The following is a 16675-nucleotide window of genomic DNA, read 5'->3' as shown; positions in this document are numbered from 1 at the left end:
CGTGCTGACCGGCCTCGAGGAGATCACCCTCGCCACCCTGGCGATGGTGGTCCTCGCGGGGTTCGCGGCCGGCTGGATCGACGCGGTGGTCGGCGGGGGAGGGCTGCTGCAGCTGCCCGTGCTGCTGATGGTCCCCGGGATCACCCCGGTCCAGGCGTTGGCCACCAACAAGCTCGGCTCCGTCTTCGGGACCACCACGAGCGCCATCACCTACTACCGGCGCGTGCACCCCGACCTGGCCACGGCCCTGCCGATGGGCGTGGTCGCTCTGGTGGGCAGCTTCGGCGGGGCGATCGTGGCAACACTGCTGCCGGCCGAGGTCATCAAGCCCGTCATCGTGGCGGCCCTGATCGGGGTGGCCGTCTTCACCGCGGCCAGACCGCAGCTGGGCCGGGACTCGGGGTTGCGGTACACGGGCCGACGCCACCTGGTGGTGGCCCTGGTCATCGGCCTGGTGATCGGTTTCTATGACGGCGTCCTCGGGCCGGGCACCGGCACGTTCCTGGTGATCTCCCTCGTGGCGGTCCTGGGCTACACGTTCCTGCAGGGCTCGGCGAAGGCCAAGATCGTGAACCTCTTCACCAACGTGGGGGCCATCGCGTTCTTCCTGCCCTCCGGGCACATCCTGCTGGGGCTGGGTCTGGTCCTCGGAGTGGCCAACATGATCGGCGGCTACCTCGGGGCACGGATGGCCATCCAACGCGGTTCAGGCTTCATCCGGATCGTGTTCCTCGTGGTGGTGTTCGTCCTGATCGCCAAGCTCGGCTACGACCTGATCGTTGAATGGACCTGAGCGGGCCCGTGTTGGCCTGAGCGGGCCTGAGCGGGCCTGAGCGGGCCTGAGGGGGCCTGAAGGGGTCTGAGTGGGCCTGGATGGCCCGAATGCGTTTGAATGGACTCCATGAACACATCCCCTGACGCCACCGGACTGGACGCGCTGGTCCGGCCCGCCGTCGACACCCTCGGACTGCACTTGGAATCCGCCACCGTGGGCGGTGAACCCGCGCAGCGGATCCTGACGGTCGTCGTGGACCGCGCGGAGGGCACCGACGGACTCGACCTGGACGAACTGGCCGAGGCCGCCCGGACCGTCTCGGCCGCGCTGGACGCGGCGGGGGAGGACCTGCCCGGACTCGGCACCGAACCGTATGAGCTCGAGATCTCGACGCCGGGGGTCTCCCGCCCGTTGACGGAACCGCGTCATTGGCGGCGGAACGTGGGGCGCCTGGTCACCGTGGAGATCCTGGCGGAACCCGGCAGCGGCGCGGAACCCGCCGCTGATCCTGCCGTTGTACCCGGCCCCGCGCTGACCGCACGGATCCAGGCCGCGGACGAGGCCGGCGTCGTGCTCATCCCCGTGCGGCCGGGCGCCAAGAAGGGGATGCCGGCGAAGGTGGGCGAGCCCGAACGGCACGCCTACGACCGTCTGGGACCGGCTCAAGTGCAGGTAGAGTTGACCCGCGGCGGCGCTGGTGCCGCCACCGGAGAACTGAACACGGAGGTCTGAGTGGACATCGATATGAGCGCCCTGCGGATGCTGGAGGCCGAGCGCGAGATCCCTCTGGACCGCCTCATCCCCACCATCGAACAGGCCCTGGTGGTGGCCTACCACAAGTCTCCGGGGGCCCTGCCCCGTGCCCGCGCGGAGATCGACCGCAAGTCCGGCCACGTGACCATCTGGGCCACCGAGATCGACGAGGCCGGCCAGGGGATCGGTGAGTTCGACGACACCCCGCAGGGGTTCGGTCGCATCGCCGCCTCCACCGCCCGGCAGATCATCCTCCAGCGCCTGCGGGACGAGGAGGACGACAACATCCTGGGTGAGTTCAAAGGCCGGGAGGGCGAGATCATCTCCGGGCTCATCCAGCAGGGCAACAACCCGCACATGATCCAGGTGAACCTGGGGGCGGTGGAGGCCGTGCTGCCGCCGCCGGAGCAGGTCCCCGGCGAGGACTACTCCCACGGGCTGCGGGTGCGTGCCTACGTGGTGGATGTGCACCGCGGGCTCAAAGGGCCTTCGATCACGCTCTCCCGGTCCCACCCCGGGCTGGTCCGCAAGCTCTTCGAACTGGAGGTGCCCGAGATCGCGGACGGGTCGGTGGAGATCCTCGCCCTGGCCCGCGAGGCCGGACACCGCACCAAGATGGCGGTGAAGGCGACGAAGGCCGGCATCAACGCCAAGGGTGCGTGCATCGGTGAGATGGGCTCCCGCGTCCGCGCGGTCATGAGCGAGCTGAACGACGAGAAGATCGACATCGTCGACTTCAACGAGGACCCGGCGAAGTTCATCTCCTCCGCACTGTCCCCGGCGCGGGTCACCTCGGTCGAGATCGTGGACGAGGCCACCCGCTCGGCACGCGTGATCGTGCCGCGGGACGTGCTCTCGTTGGCGATCGGCAAGGAGGGGCAGAATGCCCGCCTGGCGGCCAAGCTGACCGGCTGGCGCATCGACATCGCCGGCGAGGACGCCGGCTGAGACGGACTGGGGTAGACTGGGTGAGGTCCATTTCCCTCTCCTGACGTAAGCAGGCGTGTTCATGCAGGCACACACCCCGGTGCGCACCTGCATCGGATGCCGGGGGAAAGAGGACCACACCAAGCTGGTGCGACTGGTGCTGGACGGAGTCGCGGGTGCCCCATCCGTGCTTCCCGATTGGCGCCGCCGCATGCCGGGCCGAGGGGCCTGGCTCCATCCGGATGATGCTTGCCTGCAGGTGGCCCTGAAACGGGGCGCATTCAACCGGGCCTTCCGAGGCCGTGTGGATGCGACCTCCCTGGCCGGACTGCTGGCTGCACGCCCGGGGACACCGGCACTGAAGACCGACAACGAAAGCGGGTCAGAGATCTGATGGAAACCCGATGAGCACCACACGATGAGTGCCCAACGATGAACACCACCCGTCATTACGGTCCGCTTGACACGGCCCGAGGGAGCTGCTGAGGCTCCCCTCGAGGCCACGACGCGGACCAGAACAGGAGAACCGTGGCCAAGGTCCGCGTCCACGAGCTCGCCAAAGAGCTCGGCATTTCATCCAAGGAGGCCCTGAACAAGCTTCAGGACATGGGCGAATTCGTTCGTTCCGCCTCCTCGACCATCGAACCCCCGGTGGTCAAGAAGTTGCGTTCCGCCTATGCGGACGCCGCTCCGAAGGCACCCGCCAAGCCGGCCGCAGGGAAGCCCGCGTCCGCGCCGGCCTCCGCAAGGCCCTCCACACCGGCCACCGCGAAGCCGGGCGCCCAGCCTGCCGCGCCGGCCGCCGAGAAGCCCGCTGCCCCGGCCGCTGAGAAGCCGGCAGCACCGGTTGCCCCTGCTGCATCGAAGGCACCCACCCCGGGTCCGGCGACCCCCGCTCCGTCGCAGCCTGCTGCGGCTGCGCAGGACAGCCCCGCCCAGGACACCCCTGCCCAAGACACCCCGGCCGCGGCGAGCCCGGGAGCACCCACGCCGGCCGCCCCGTCGCGCCCGGACGCACCCAAGCCGGGCGGCGCCAAACCGGCCGCCAGCAAGCCGGCCGCGCCGCGGCCCGGCAACAACCCCTTCACGTCCAAGCAGTCCGCTCCCCGTGCCGATGAGCGCGGCGGCGAACGCCCCGGTGGTCCGCGTCCCGGTGGCCCGCGCCCCGGTGGTCCTCGCCCCGGCAACAACCCGTTCGCGCCCAAGCAGGGCATGCGCTCGGGACGTCCTGATGCCGGTGAGCGTGCTGGTGGTCCCCGCCCGGGTGCTCCGCGTCCGGCCGGTGCGGGCGCCGCTGCCGGTGCCGGTGCTCCTCGTCCCGGTGGGGCACGTCCCAGCCCGAACATGATGCCGGGCCACATCAACAAGCCGCAGCCCGCCGCCGCCCGTCCGGGTGCCGGCGGCCGTGGCCGTCCCGGTGGCGGCCCCGGCGGTGCGCCGGGCGGCGGTCCCGGTGGTCCCCCCCGGGGTGCCGGCCGCGGTGGCCGCGGTGGCACTCAGGGTGCGTTCGGCCGCGGTGGCGGTCCGCGTGGCAAGCAGCGCAAGTCGAAGCGTGCAAAGCGCCAGGAGATGGAGCAGTCGCGTACCCGCGAGATCGGGGGCGTCCGCGTCCCCCGTGGTGACGGCGAGACCGTCATCCGTCTGCGCCGCGGTTCCTCCCTGTCCGATCTGGGCGAGAAGATCAATGCGGACGCCGCCTCGCTGGTGACCGTGTTGTTCCAGCTCGGTGAGATGGCCAACGCCAACCAGTCACTGGATGAGGAGACCTTCTCGGTGCTCGCCGAGGAACTCGGCTACCGGATCGAGATCGTGTCCCCGGAGGACGAGGACAGGGAGCTCCTGGAGGGCTTCGACATCGACCTCGACGCCGAGGAGGAGGCCGAGACCGAGGCCGACCTCGAGAAGCGCCCGGCAGTGGTCACCGTCATGGGTCACGTGGACCACGGCAAGACCCGTCTGCTGGATGCCATCCGCTCCACCAAGGTCATCGAGGGCGAGGCCGGCGGCATCACCCAGCACATCGGTGCCTACCAGGTGGACTTCAAGCACGGTGAGACTGACCGCAGCCTGACCTTCATCGACACCCCGGGCCACGAGGCGTTCACCGCCATGCGTGCCCGTGGTGCCAAGGTCACGGACATCGCCGTGCTCGTGGTCGCCGCCGATGACGGCGTCATGCCGCAGACGGTGGAGGCCCTGAACCACGCCAAGGCGGCCAACGTGCCGATCGTGGTGGCGGTCAACAAGATCGACAAGGCCGAAGCGTCCCCGGAGAAGATCCGTGGCCAGCTCGCCGAGTACGGTGTCGTGCCGGAGGAGTACGGCGGCGACACGATGTTCGTGGACGTCTCCGCCAGGAACAACCTCAACATCGATGAGTTGCTCTCCGCCATCATGCTCACCGCGGATGCCGCCCTCGAGCTCACCGCCAACCCGAACAAGGGTGCCCGTGGTGTGGCCATCGAGGCGAACCTGGACAAGGGCCGCGGTGCAGTGGTGACGGTGCTCGTGCAGTCCGGCACCTTGCGCGTCGGCGACACCATGGTGGTGGGCAACGCCCACGGCCGTGTCCGTGCGATGTTCGACGACGACGGCACCACCGTGACCGAGGCGCCGCCGTCGCGTCCGGTCCAAGTGTTGGGCCTGTCCTCCGTGCCCCGTGCCGGTGACACCTTCCTGGTGACCGAGGACGACCGCACGGCCCGCCAGATCGCTGAGAAGCGTGAGGCGGCGGACCGCAACGCCATGCTGGCCAAGCGCCGCAAGCGGATCTCCCTGGAGAACTTCGACCAGGCCGTGGCCGAGGGCAAGATCGACACCCTCAACCTCATCATCAAGGGCGACGCCTCCGGCGCCGTGGAGGCCCTCGAGGACTCCCTGCTCGAGATCGTGGTCGGCGACGATGTCCAGTTGCGCGTCATCCACCGTGGCGTGGGTGCCATCACGCAGAACGACGTCAACCTGGCCACCGTGGACAACGCCATCATCCTCGGCTTCAACGTCCGTCCGGCCGAGCGTGTCACCGACCTTGCCGACAAGGAAGGCGTGGACATGCGCTTCTACTCGGTGATCTATGACGCGATCGATGACATCGAGAGTGCTCTGAAGGGCATGCTCAAGCCGGAGTACGAAGAGGTCCAGCTGGGCTCCGCGGAGGTCCGCGAGGTCTTCCGGTCCTCCAAGTGGGGCAGCATCGCCGGTTCCCTGGTCCGTTCCGGGCTCATCCGCCGCAACTCCTCCGCCCGCCTCGTGCGGGACGGCAACGTGGTGGCGGACAAGCTCAAGATCGAGTCCCTGCGCCGGTTCAAGGACGATGCCACCGAGGTCCGCGAGGGCTACGAGTGCGGTATCGGCCTGGGCAGCTTCAATGACGTCAAGGAAGGCGACGTCATCGAGACCTTCGAGATGCAGGAGAAGCCGCGCGTCTGAACCGACGCCGTGGTTCGAATGCAGTCACAACGACAGTCACAACGAGTAGGAGAGGACTGAGCCCATGGTGGATCAGGCACGCGCGGCCCGATTGGCCCAACGAATCAAGGTCCTGGTCGCCGAGGCCCTGCGCAAGCGGGTCAAGGACGATCGGGCCGAGGCCATCACCCTCACCGAGGTGCGGGTGACCAACGACCTGCAGCACGCCACCGTGTACTACACGGTGCTCGGCGATGCTGCGGCGTCGGAGGGGGCCCGGGAGGTCCTGGCGGCCAACCACGGTGCCCTCCGGCACGAGGTGGGACGTCAACTGACCATCCGGCTCGTCCCGACCCTGGAGTTCGTGGCGGACGAGATCCCCGAGTCCGCCGCGCACCTCGAGGAGGTGCTCGCGGCGGCCAGGGAGCAGGATGCCGAACTGGCGCGGCTGCGTGAGAACGCCACCTTCGCCGGGGACGCGGATCCCTACAAGAAGGATGCAGAGGCAGCGGCAGAGGCCGACGCCGGCCCGGACGGGAACGAGGACACGGCCCGTTGAGCGGGACCTCCCAGCGGGGCCCCAGCCGGGAGCTGCCCCCGGGCGCTCCCGGCACCCAGGCCTCCGGCCTGGTGCTCGTGGACAAGCCAGCCGGCGTGACCTCCCATGACGTGGTCGGGAAGGTGCGCCGGCTGGCCGGCACCCGCAAGGTCGGCCACGCCGGCACCCTCGACCCGATGGCCACCGGACTGCTGGTCATCGGGTTCAACAAGGCGACCCGGCTGCTGACCACCATCACGGGCGCCGACAAGACCTATCTGGCGACCATCCGGCTCGGGGTCACCACCGTGACGGACGACGCCGAGGGTGAGGTCGTGCAGACCCGGCTGGCCAATGCCGTCACCCCGGAACGGGTGGCCGCCGCCATCGCCGACCTCACGGGCGACCTCCAGCAGGTCCCCTCTGCGGTCTCCGCCATCAAGGTGGACGGCCAGCGAGCCTACCAGCGCGTCCGGGCCGGCGAGGACGTCCACCTGACGGCCCGGCCGGTCACGGTGCACCGCTTCGAGGTCACCGGATACCACCGCGCCGCGGACGGCACCACGGTGGACGTGGACGTCGAGGTCGACTGCACCACCGGGACCTACATCAGGGCCCTGGCCCGAGACCTGGGGGAGGCCCTGGAGACCGGCGGCCACCTCACCGCACTGCGACGCACCGTCGTCGGACCCTTCTCCGTGGCCGACGCCGTGACCCTCGAGGACCTGGCCGTGAGGTTCACCGCTACCGAGCTCTCCCACGCCGCCGCCGGGCTGTTCCCCGTGCGCCAGCTGACCGGACACGAGGCCTCCGAGCTGTCCTTCGGGCGGCGGATCCACGCCACCGGCACCGAGGGCCTGGTGGCCGCACAGGATCCGGCCGGGGCCGTCGTCGCCCTGATCTCCGACCAGGCCCGCAAGGGCGGCGCCGAGGGGGAGATCTCCGCGAAGCCCGAGATCGTCTTCGCCCCTGCAACCGGACCCTCCACCGGCCCCGCGTCCGGCCCCTCCACCGGCCCCCGGGACGGCGGGGCGGGATGATCGCCGATGCCTGGTTCTGGGTGGGCACCGCGATCTGCGCGCTCTCGCTGCTGGTCTGTGTGGCCATGACGTTCCTGCGCAGACACCCGGCCGACTCCTCCATCCTCTCGATCGCCGCCATCGAGCTGTTCCTGCTGGTCTACGGCGTGGGATCACTGCTGCGCGGAGGTTCCGAGCCCATCCAAGGCGAGCTGTGGGAGTTCTGGGGCTATGTCATCACGGCGCTGATCGTGCCGGTCGTCGCCTTCCTCTGGGCGGTGACGGACAAGACCCGCTGGTCCAACCTCGTGATGGCGGCGGTGGGCCCCACCGTTTTCGTGATGTTGCACAGGATGCAGGTGATCTGGTTTGGCTGAGAAGACATCCCCGGCGGGAACGGAGCCGTTGAAGCGCAATCAGGGACTCGGCCGCATCCTGGTCATGGTCTATGCGGTCTTCGCGCTGTCCTCCTTCGCCCGGTCGATCTACCAGATCCTCGTGCACTTCGACGAGGCGCCGCTGGCCTATCTGCTCTCCGCATTCGCCGCCGCCGTCTACATCGTGGCCACGCTGTCCCTGGCCCGGGCGGGGCGGACCGCCTGGTTCGTCTCCCTCGTGGCCGTCGGCATCGAGCTGCTCGGCGTGATCGCGATCGGTCTGTGGACGGTGCTGGACCCGCAGCTGTTCGCCGATGACACGGTCTGGAGCCGCTTCGGCGCCGGATACGGCTACATCCCGCTGGTGCTACCCGTGATCGGGATGGCCTGGCTGCTGGTGCACCGCCCCGTGTCCGCCCGCGGCCCCGTCCGGGGCGAGGGCCCCGGCAGGGCGCCGGTCCGACCGCACCCGTGATCGGGTGGATAATCGAGTGGTGAGCCGAAGCGGAGGAACAACGATGCACTACTGGGACGGGCTGACCGCCGTGCCCCGGGACACCGCCCCCTCGGTGGTCACCATCGGCAACTTCGACGGCGTGCACCGCGGCCACCGGCACGTCCTGGAGCAGGTGGTCCGCGCCGCACGGACCGCAGGAGCGGTCTCCGTGGCCATCACCTTCGACCCGCACCCCCGCGTGGTGCACCGCCCCAACGACCTCCAGGAGGCCATCACCGGCTACGAGGAGAAGGCCCAACTGATCGAACGGGCCGGGATCGACGCCATGCTCGTCATCCACTACACCCTCGAGTTCGCCCAGCAGAGTCCCGAGGAATTCGTCAAGAACGTGATCGTGGACGCCCTCAAGGCCCGGGCCGTGGTGGTCGGCCGGGACGTGCGGTTCGGCTTCCGCAACTCCGGGGACTTCAGCACCATGGTGGAGTTGGGCCGGAAGTACGGTTTCGAGGTCATCGACGTGGCGGACTTCGGTGAGGACCGCCGCTGCTCCTCCACCTGGATCCGAGAGTCCCTGCGTCAGGGCGATGTCGGCGCGGCCGCCCACGTGCTGGGCCGCCGGCACCGCGTCCACGGTGAGGTGGTCCACGGCTACGCCCGCGGGCGCGAGCTCGGCTTCCCCACCGCCAACCTCTCGGACGAGGTCCAGGGCATGATCCCCGCCGACGGCGTCTACGCCGGATGGCTGCACGACCAGGCCGGGCGCCGGTGGCCGGTGGCGATCTCCATCGGCTCCAACCCGACCTTCGACGGCGTCTCCCGCGTGGTGGAGGCCCACGTCATCGATCGGCCGCACGAACAGGTCGAGGACTTCGACCTCTACGGCCAGTTCGTGACGGTGGAGTTCGTGGAGCGGCTGCGCGGCATGGTGGCGTTCGAGGGCATCCCCACCCTGATCGATCAGATGACCCAGGACGTGGAGCGCACCCGAGAGGTGCTGGCCGCCGTCCCGGGCCCGTGACCACCCCATCCCGTCCCGTGCGGCCTCGTCCCGCCCCGCCCCGCCCCGTCCCGCCCCGGCCGGCCGGTGACCCGCGGCTGGACGGGACCGCCCGCCGAAGACTCGGCGCAGCGTTCCAAGCCGGCGGAGAGCACTACCACGCGGTGCGACCCGGCTATCCGGAGCAGATCGTCGATTTCATGGTCCCCGCCGGTGCCCGCACCGCCGTGGACCTCGGCGCCGGCACCGGACTCTTCACGCGCCTGCTGGCCGGTCGCGGACTGGAGGTGGCCGCCGTCGACCCCTCCGCCTCTATGCTGGAACCGCTGCGGCGCGCGCTGCCGGCCGTCACCGCCGTGCAGGCCACCGCGGAACGCACCGGCCTGCCCGCCGGGGCCTTCGACCTGGCGGTGAGCGCCCAGGCCTGGCACTGGATCGACCCCGAGGCCGGCTCGGCGGAGGCCGCCCGCCTGCTGCGGCCCGGGGGCACCCTGGCCCTGGTGTGGAACCAGCTGGACACCACGGTGCCGTGGGTGCACCGGCTGACCCGGATCATGCACGCCGGGGACGTCCACGCCCCCGGGACGCACGGGGAGGGCCGGCGGCGCGCTCGCGCGCCCTTCGGCGCGGAGCAGCACTGTCAGGTGCACTGGACGGATGGCACGACGCCGGCCGGCCTGCACGCGCTGATGGCGTCCCGTTCCTATTGGCTCCGGTCGGGGACAGTCATCCGGGCGAGGATGACCACGAACCTGGACTGGTACCTGTTCGAGCACCTCGGGTTCGCCGCCGGGCAGCCGATCGAGCTGCCGTACCTGACCTTCGCGGTGCGGACGCGGGTGGACTGACCGGAGCCGTCCCGCCGGGTCCTGCTAGACTGTCGGGTTGGTGCCCGCTGTAGTCCGCGGTGGCGGGGTCACCGTTCATGATCGCGGCACAACTCTCTAAGGAGTTCGCGTGGCACTCGACCCCGCCGTCAAGCAGGACATCATCAAGGAATACGCCACCCACGAGGGCGACACCGGTTCCCCGGAAGTACAGATCGCTGTGCTGTCCCGCCGCATCTCGGACCTGACGGAACACCTGAAGTCCCACAAGCACGACCACCACACCCGCCGCGGCCTGATGGCCATGGTCGGTCGGCGTCGTCGCATGCTCGGCTACCTGTCCAACACCGATATCGGCCGTTACCGCGCCCTGATCGAGCGTCTGGGCCTGCGCAAGTAGCGTCTGGAGACGGAGGCGGTGTCCCGAGGGGGTTTTCCCATTCAGGCCACCGCCTCTAGTCTTATCCTGGGGGCGGTCACCCGATGTGCCCGTTCCCATCACCATCCACCACGCCCCGAGCCCGAATCCAATCGCGGTCCTCGACAGTGGCTTCCGGAATCCTCCCGACCTGTGCGTCCGGAGGGTCCGTGGGCTTCGATCGAAGACCGGCTGGTGCCGCGCCGGGCGAGAAGAAAGGACACCCACCTATGGAGGGTCCCGAGATCAAGTTCGCCGAAGCCGTCATCGACAACGGCACCTATGGCCAGCGCGTCGTGCGCTTCGAAACCGGCCGTCTGGCCCAGCAGGCCGCCGGCGCGGCCATGGTCTACATCGATGAGGAAACCTCGATGCTGGCCGCCACCACCGTCGGCAAGTCCCCGCGTGAGGGCTTCGACTTCTTCCCCCTGACCGTGGACGTCGAGGAGCGCATGTACGCTGCCGGCCGCATCCCCGGTTCCTTCTTCCGCCGTGAGGGCCGCCCGTCCACGGACGCCGTCCTCACCTGCCGGCTGATCGACCGCCCACTGCGCCCGGCCTTCACCAAGGGCATCCGCAACGAGGTCCAGGTCGTCATCACCGTCACCTCGATCGCCCCGGACGAGGTCTATGACACGGTGGCCATCAACGCCGCCTCCATGTCCACCCAGCTCTCCGGCCTGCCCTTCTCCGGCCCGATCGGCGGCGTGCGCGTGGCCCTGATCGACGACGGCACCGGCAACCGCCAGTGGGTGGCCTTCCCGAAGCACTCCCAGCTGAAGAACGCCGTGTTCAACATGGCCGTGGCCGGCCGCGTGTCCGGTGACGACATCGCCGTGATGATGGTGGAGGCCGAGGCCACCCCGGACTCCTGGAACCTCATCAAGGAGCAGGGCGCCACCGCCCCGACCGAGGAGGTCGTGGCCGAAGGCCTCGAGGCCGCCAAGCCGTTCATCAAGGCCTTGTGCGAAGCCCAGGCCGACCTGGCCCAGCGCGCCGCCAAGGCACCCGTCGAGGTGCCGATCTTCAAGGACTTCGAGGACGATGTCTCCGAGGCCGTGGAGCAGTTCGCCGGCGCCCGCCTGCAGGAGATCTACTCGATCGCCGACAAGCAGGAGCGCCAGAACGCGGACGACGCCTACCGCACCGAAGTCCTCGACGCCCTGGCCGGCGAGGGCACCCAGTTCGAGCAGCGCCGCGGCGAGGTCTCCAAGGCCTACGGCGCCTCGACCAAGAAGGCCGTACGCCAGTCGATCCTGACCAGCCAGGTCCGCATCGACGGCCGTGGCCTGACGGACATCCGCAAGCTGACCGCCGAGGTGGAGGTCCTGCCGCGCGTCCACGGCTCCGCCATCTTCGAGCGCGGCGAGACCCAGATCATGGGCGTCACCACGCTGAACATGCTCAAGATGGAGCAGCAGATCGACTCGCTGGCTCCCGAGACGCGCAAGCGCTACATGCACCACTACAACTTCCCGCCGTACTCCGTGGGGGAGACCGGCCGCGTGGGCTCGCCCAAGCGCCGCGAGATCGGCCACGGTGCGCTGGCCGAGCGCGCGATCGTGCCGGTCCTGCCGTCCCGCGAGGAATTCCCCTACGCGATCCGCCAGGTCTCCGAGGCTCTGTCCTCCAACGGCTCCACCTCGATGGGTTCCGTCTGCGCCTCGACCCTGTCCATGCTCAACGCCGGCGTGCCGCTGAAGGCCGCCGTGGCCGGCATCGCCATGGGCCTGGTCTCGGACACCGTGGACGGCCAGACGCGCTACGCGGCGCTGACGGACATCCTGGGCGCCGAGGATGCCTTCGGTGACATGGACTTCAAGGTCGCCGGCACCTCCGAGTTCGTGACCGCGATCCAGCTGGACACCAAGCTGGACGGTATCCCGGCCTCCGTGCTGGCAGCCGCCTTGACCCAGGCCCGTGAGGCCCGCCTGCACATCCTGGGTGTCCTGAACGCCGCGATCGACGCCCCGGACGAGATGAGCGAGTACGCGCCGCGTATCATCGCCGTCAAGATCCCGGTGGACAAGATCGGTGCGGTCATCGGCCCGAAGGGTGCCATGATCAACCAGATCCAGGACGACACGGGTGCGGACATCTCCATCGAGGACGACGGCACCGTGCTGATCGGCGCCACCGAGGGCTCCTCGGCCGAGGCGGCCCGCTCCGCGATCAACGCCATCGCCAACCCGCAGGTCCCCGAGGTCGGTGAGCGCTACCTCGGCACCGTGGTGAAGCTGACCACCTTCGGCGCGTTCGTGTCCCTCACCCCGGGCAAGGACGGTCTGCTGCACATCTCCGAGCTGCGCAAGATCAACGACGGCAAGCGGGTCGAGGACGTCGAGGACGTCGTCGAGGTCGGCCAGAAGATCCAGGTCGAGATCACCAAGATCGACGACCGCGGCAAGCTGTCCCTGGCCCCCGTGGTCGCGGACGGTGGAGCTGAGGGTTCTGCCGACGCCGCCGAGTCCGAGGGCGGCAACGCCGAGGACACCGAGGAGAACTGATCTCCCGGTAGCCGCACCCCGGCGCTGAGCCCTCAGCGCCACTGCCGGTGGCCCGTACCTCAAGGTACGGGCCACCGGCCGTTTAACGGGCACTGTCGATCGGGCCCCGTTTAATGGGGCGGGTGAACCCCACCCCGTCGTCGCCTGTGCCTGTGCCTGTGCCTGGGCCTGGGCCTGCGCCGCACCCCACCACAGGCCGGAGCGCCTCCGGGCCGGGCCGACGTCGGGCCCTCACCCGGCGCTGGACCCGGCGGCTGACGCTGGCCGCCGCGGCCGTGGCGACCGTGGGCCTGGGCCTCGGCGTGCGCTCCCTGGCCGACGGCGCCTGGGCCGGCCCCGCGGGCGACGTCCTGTATGCGGTGCTGATCTACCTGCTGGTGGCGTGGGCCGTGCCCCGGTGGACTCCACGGACGGTGGCCGGGGTGGCCGTGGTGCTGTGCTGGCTCATCGAGCTGTTCCAGCTGACCGGGGTGCCCCTGCTGATGGCCGAAGCGTGGTGGCCCGCCCGGCTGGTCTTCGGTACGGGCTTCGCCGGGGCGGACCTGCTGTCCTACGCCGCCGGGTGCGCGGCCGCCGGGGCCGGGGACGCGGCCTGGACCCGGTGGACCCGGTGGACCCGGCAGACCCGGCGGCGCTGGTAGTTTCGGGAGCATGACCCCCACGCTCCCCATCCCTGCCGACTTCACCGGAACCATCCAGGACGCGGGCCACGGTTCCGTGGTCAGACGCTCGGTCCTGCCGGGCGGTGTCCGGGTGCTCACGGAGTCGATGCCGGATCAGCGCTCGGTGACGATCGGCTTCTGGGTCGCCGTGGGTTCACGCGATGAGGCGGAGGGCGGGTTCGGCTCCACCCACTTCCTGGAGCACCTGTTGTTCAAGGGCACCCCGCGGCGTTCGGCCATGGACATCGCCACGGCCTTCGACCGGGTGGGCGGCGAGTCCAACGCCTCCACGGCCAAGGAGTCCACGTGCTACCACGCCAGGGTGCTGGACACCGACCTGCCCATGGCCATCGACGTCATCACGGACATGGTGACCTCGGCGCTGATCGATGCCGGGGAGCTGGAGACCGAACGCGGGGTCATCCTCGAGGAACTGGCCATGGACGCGGACGACCCGATCGACGTGGCCCACGAGGCCCTCGCGGCGACCCTGCTGGTGGACCACCCCCTGGGCCGGCCCATCGGCGGCACCCCCGAGGCGATCAACGCCGTCACCAGGGACCGGGTCATGGACCACTACCGCCACTGGTACCGGCCGGACGAGCTCGTGGTGACGGCCGCCGGAGGGCTGGACCATGAGGAGGTCTGCCGCCTGGTCCTGGAGGCCTTGGGACGTTCCGGATGGGACCTTCCGGAGGGTTCGGCGCCGGCGCCCCGGCGCAGCCACCTCTACGCCGGGGCGGGGATCTCCGAAGGCGTGCACCCGATCGTGCGCCCGGTGGAACAGACCTCCGTCCTGGTGGGCGGGCGCTCCATGCACACCCTGGATCCCGATCGCTTCGCACTGGCCCTGATGAACTCCGCCCTGGGCGGGGGGATGAGCTCCCGGCTGTTCCAGGAGATCCGGGAGAAGCGGGGGCTGGCCTACAACACCTACTCGTTCCACGCCGGGTACTCGGACGCCGGATACTTCGGCCTGTACGCGGGCTGCTCCCCGCGGAAGGCCGCGACCGTGGCGGACCTGATGGTCGCCGAGCTCGAGCGGCTGGCCGACCACGGCCTGACGGAGGAGGAACTGGACCGTGCCCGCGGTCAGCTCTCCGGTGGCACCGTCCTGGGCCTGGAGGACACGGGGTCCCGGATGTCACGGCTGGGCCGCGCCGAGATGGTCACGGGGGAGTTCGTGGACCTGGACGGGGCGCTCGAACGTCTGCACGCCGTGACCGCCCAGAACGTGCAGGAGGTGGCCCGGCGGATGGCGGAGTCACCCCGGGCCACGGTGGTCGTCGGCCCGGAGGACTGAGGCGACACGGCGTGTTGGACCCGCTGTTGCTTGACTCGGGGTGATGCGTGCAACATTCTGGACGACGTCGGTCCGTCAGGGTCGAACTGTTGCCCGAGGGGTCGGGCGCCGCATCGTGATGAGAAGGACCGGACACCGCCATGGATCAACTGCAAGTCGTGCTGGACAACATCGGCTCCTTCGTCTGGGGGCCGTTCTTCCTCATCCCGCTGCTGCTGGGGACCGGCCTGTACCTGACGATCCGGCTGGGGTTCCTGCAGTTCCACAAGCTCATCCCGGCCCTGAACCTCGGCATCATCCGCCGCCGGGACCCGGACACCGAGGGGGACATCTCCCAGTTCCAGGCCCTCACCACGGCACTGGCGGCCACGGTGGGCACCGGCAACATCGTGGGTGTGGCCACCGCCATCGGCATCGGCGGGCCCGGTGCCCTGTTCTGGATGTGGGTCACGGGCCTGCTCGGCATGGCCTCCAAGTACTCGGAGGCCTACCTGGCCGTCCGGTTCCGCACCACGGACGAGGCCGGTGACAAGTCCGGTGGGCCCCAGTACTACCTGCAGAAGGCCATCAAGGGTCCGTTCGGGAAGATCCTGGCGCTGACCTTCGCGATCTTCGCGTTCATCGCCTCCTTCGGCATCGGCAACATGACCCAGGGCAACTCCATCGCCGCCAACGTGGAGGGTTCCTGGAACGTGGCCCCGTGGGTCACCGGGATCATCCTGATGGTCATGACCCTGCTGGTGTTGGTGGGCGGCATCAAGTCCATCGGCAGGGTCACCGCCGGGTTCGTCCCGGTCATGATCGTGTTCTACGTGGCGGCATCGCTCTACATCCTCATCGTCAACATCGTGGACATCCCCGCCGCCTTCGCCCTGATCTTCACAGACGCCTTCAGCGGCACCGCTGCCGTGGGCGGCTTCACCGGATCCATCCTCATCATCGCCATCCAGTACGGCGTGGCCCGCGGCATGTTCTCCAATGAGTCCGGTTTGGGCTCCGCCGCCATCGCCGCCGCCGCCGCGCAGACCTCCCACCCGGTCCGCCAGGGCCTGGTGTCCATGACCCAGACCTTCATCGACACCCTGATCGTGGTGACCTGCACCGGCCTGGTCATCATCACCACCGGTGCCTGGAACGTCATCGACGAGGCCACCGGCGAGCAGATCTCGGCCGCGTTGATGACCGGCGAGGCCTTCTCCCACGGCCTGCCGGGGCAGTGGGGCCACTGGATCGTCACCATCGGCCTGATCATGTTCGCCTTCTCCACGATCCTCGGGTGGTCCTACTACGGCGAGCGCAACGTCGAGCGCCTGTTCGGCCAGCGGCTGGTGATGCCGTACCGCGTGGTCTTCTCGATCGTGGTGTTCATCGGGTGCACCGTGCCGCTGTCCATCGTCTGGAGCTTCTCGGATGTCATGAACGGACTGATGGCCCTGCCGAACCTCATCGGTCTGCTGGTGTTGTCCGGGCTGATCGCCCGCGAGACGAAGCACTACCTCAAGCACGATCCCAAGCTCGTGGCCACCACGGCGGAGATCGAGGCGTTCATGGTGGAGCGGCCGGGATGGGCGGATTGGAAGTCCGGGAACGTGGTCGGCTCATCGCGCACGCACACCGGCCGCACCACGGTGCAGCACACCCACACGTCGGATTAGCACATAGTCATGGTCTGAAATACCTTCAAAGTGAAGTGGCAAGCCCCTCATC

The 16675-nt window shown here is 69.5% G+C and carries 16 protein-coding genes; all 16 read left to right on the top strand.

Translation table 11 applies throughout. The annotated features are described in order from the left end of the window. Position 1 precedes the first annotated feature (1 nt). The 16 genes from ACSU1G_RS24270 to ACSU1G_RS24195 all read left to right on the top strand — a co-directional run bounded on the left by ACSU1G_RS24270 (position 2) and on the right by ACSU1G_RS24195 (position 16623). Positions 2–793 carry a sulfite exporter TauE/SafE family protein gene (locus ACSU1G_RS24270; RefSeq protein ID WP_439282584.1) on the top strand — a complete coding sequence of 264 codons (792 nt, stop codon included), beginning with the start codon at positions 2–4 and terminating at the stop codon, positions 791–793. Between the two features lie 108 nt (positions 794–901). Beyond that, positions 902–1507 carry a ribosome maturation factor RimP gene (rimP, locus tag ACSU1G_RS24265; RefSeq protein ID WP_439282583.1) on the top strand — a complete coding sequence of 202 codons (606 nt, stop codon included), beginning with the start codon at positions 902–904 and terminating at the stop codon, positions 1505–1507. Further along, the gene (gene nusA / locus ACSU1G_RS24260; protein ID WP_439282582.1) at positions 1508–2476 is read left to right on the top strand and encodes a transcription termination factor NusA; all 969 of its coding nucleotides are present in this window, start codon (positions 1508–1510) and stop codon (positions 2474–2476) included. Positions 2477–2537: 61 nt separating this feature from the next. Then, positions 2538–2849, top strand: a complete 312-nt coding sequence (locus ACSU1G_RS24255) for a YlxR family protein (protein ID WP_439282581.1) — start codon at positions 2538–2540, stop codon at positions 2847–2849. A gap of 134 nt (positions 2850–2983) precedes the next feature. Beyond that, complete coding sequence (infB, locus tag ACSU1G_RS24250) at positions 2984–5884, top strand: translation initiation factor IF-2 (protein WP_439282580.1); 2901 nt, start codon at positions 2984–2986, stop codon at positions 5882–5884. 64 nt (positions 5885–5948) lie between these two features. Next, complete coding sequence (gene rbfA / locus ACSU1G_RS24245) at positions 5949–6422, top strand: 30S ribosome-binding factor RbfA (RefSeq protein ID WP_439282579.1); 474 nt, start codon at positions 5949–5951, stop codon at positions 6420–6422. A 32-nt stretch (positions 6423–6454) separates the two neighbouring features. After that, a complete protein-coding gene (truB, locus tag ACSU1G_RS24240; protein ID WP_439282672.1) occupies positions 6455–7441 on the top strand; it encodes a tRNA pseudouridine(55) synthase TruB in 987 nt (328 codons plus the stop codon). Beyond that, complete coding sequence (locus ACSU1G_RS24235) at positions 7438–7797, top strand: hypothetical protein (protein ID WP_439282578.1); 360 nt, start codon at positions 7438–7440, stop codon at positions 7795–7797. The genes truB and ACSU1G_RS24235 overlap by 4 nt, the downstream gene beginning before the upstream one ends. Beyond that, a complete protein-coding gene (locus ACSU1G_RS24230; protein WP_439282577.1) occupies positions 7790–8272 on the top strand; it encodes a hypothetical protein in 483 nt (160 codons plus the stop codon). Before ACSU1G_RS24235 ends, ACSU1G_RS24230 begins: the two co-directional genes overlap by 8 nt. 43 nt (positions 8273–8315) lie before the next feature. Then, the gene (locus ACSU1G_RS24225) at positions 8316–9272 is read left to right on the top strand and encodes a bifunctional riboflavin kinase/FAD synthetase (protein WP_439282671.1); all 957 of its coding nucleotides are present in this window, start codon (positions 8316–8318) and stop codon (positions 9270–9272) included. Further along, positions 9269–10099, top strand: a complete 831-nt coding sequence (locus ACSU1G_RS24220) for a class I SAM-dependent methyltransferase (protein WP_439282576.1) — start codon at positions 9269–9271, stop codon at positions 10097–10099. The genes ACSU1G_RS24225 and ACSU1G_RS24220 overlap by 4 nt, the downstream gene beginning before the upstream one ends. Positions 10100–10208: 109 nt before the next feature. Beyond that, on the top strand, positions 10209–10478 hold the full coding sequence (gene rpsO, locus ACSU1G_RS24215; protein ID WP_439282575.1) for a 30S ribosomal protein S15: 270 nt from the start codon (positions 10209–10211) through the stop codon (positions 10476–10478). A gap of 248 nt (positions 10479–10726) precedes the next feature. After that, positions 10727–13003: a polyribonucleotide nucleotidyltransferase gene (locus ACSU1G_RS24210; protein WP_439282574.1), complete on the top strand. Its 2277-nt coding sequence runs from the start codon at positions 10727–10729 to the stop codon at positions 13001–13003. 152 nt (positions 13004–13155) lie between these two features. After that, positions 13156–13644 carry a DUF2809 domain-containing protein gene (locus ACSU1G_RS24205; protein ID WP_439282573.1) on the top strand — a complete coding sequence of 163 codons (489 nt, stop codon included), beginning with the start codon at positions 13156–13158 and terminating at the stop codon, positions 13642–13644. Between the two features lie 10 nt (positions 13645–13654). After that, a complete protein-coding gene (locus ACSU1G_RS24200; RefSeq protein ID WP_439282572.1) occupies positions 13655–14968 on the top strand; it encodes a M16 family metallopeptidase in 1314 nt (437 codons plus the stop codon). A gap of 140 nt (positions 14969–15108) precedes the next feature. Next, a complete protein-coding gene (locus ACSU1G_RS24195; protein ID WP_439282571.1) occupies positions 15109–16623 on the top strand; it encodes an alanine/glycine:cation symporter family protein in 1515 nt (504 codons plus the stop codon). The last annotated feature ends 52 nt before the right edge of the window (positions 16624–16675 follow it).

This window comes from Microbacterium sp. A93 (assembly GCF_051842835.1).
The sequence above is the reverse complement of the archived record's forward strand: the minus strand, read 5'-3'. Positions and strand labels throughout refer to the sequence as shown.

Coding starts and splice junctions, on each gene's coding strand:
- rimP (WP_439282583.1), top strand. CDS start 902: ATGAACACATCCCCTGACGCCACCGGACTGGACGCGCTGGTCCGGCCC.
- ACSU1G_RS24255 (WP_439282581.1), top strand. CDS start 2,538: ATGCAGGCACACACCCCGGTGCGCACCTGCATCGGATGCCGGGGGAAA.
- rbfA (WP_439282579.1), top strand. CDS start 5,949: ATGGTGGATCAGGCACGCGCGGCCCGATTGGCCCAACGAATCAAGGTC.
- ACSU1G_RS24235 (WP_439282578.1), top strand. CDS start 7,438: ATGATCGCCGATGCCTGGTTCTGGGTGGGCACCGCGATCTGCGCGCTC.
- ACSU1G_RS24225 (WP_439282671.1), top strand. CDS start 8,316: ATGCACTACTGGGACGGGCTGACCGCCGTGCCCCGGGACACCGCCCCC.
- ACSU1G_RS24210 (WP_439282574.1), top strand. CDS start 10,727: ATGGAGGGTCCCGAGATCAAGTTCGCCGAAGCCGTCATCGACAACGGC.
- ACSU1G_RS24200 (WP_439282572.1), top strand. CDS start 13,655: ATGACCCCCACGCTCCCCATCCCTGCCGACTTCACCGGAACCATCCAG.
- ACSU1G_RS24195 (WP_439282571.1), top strand. CDS start 15,109: ATGGATCAACTGCAAGTCGTGCTGGACAACATCGGCTCCTTCGTCTGG.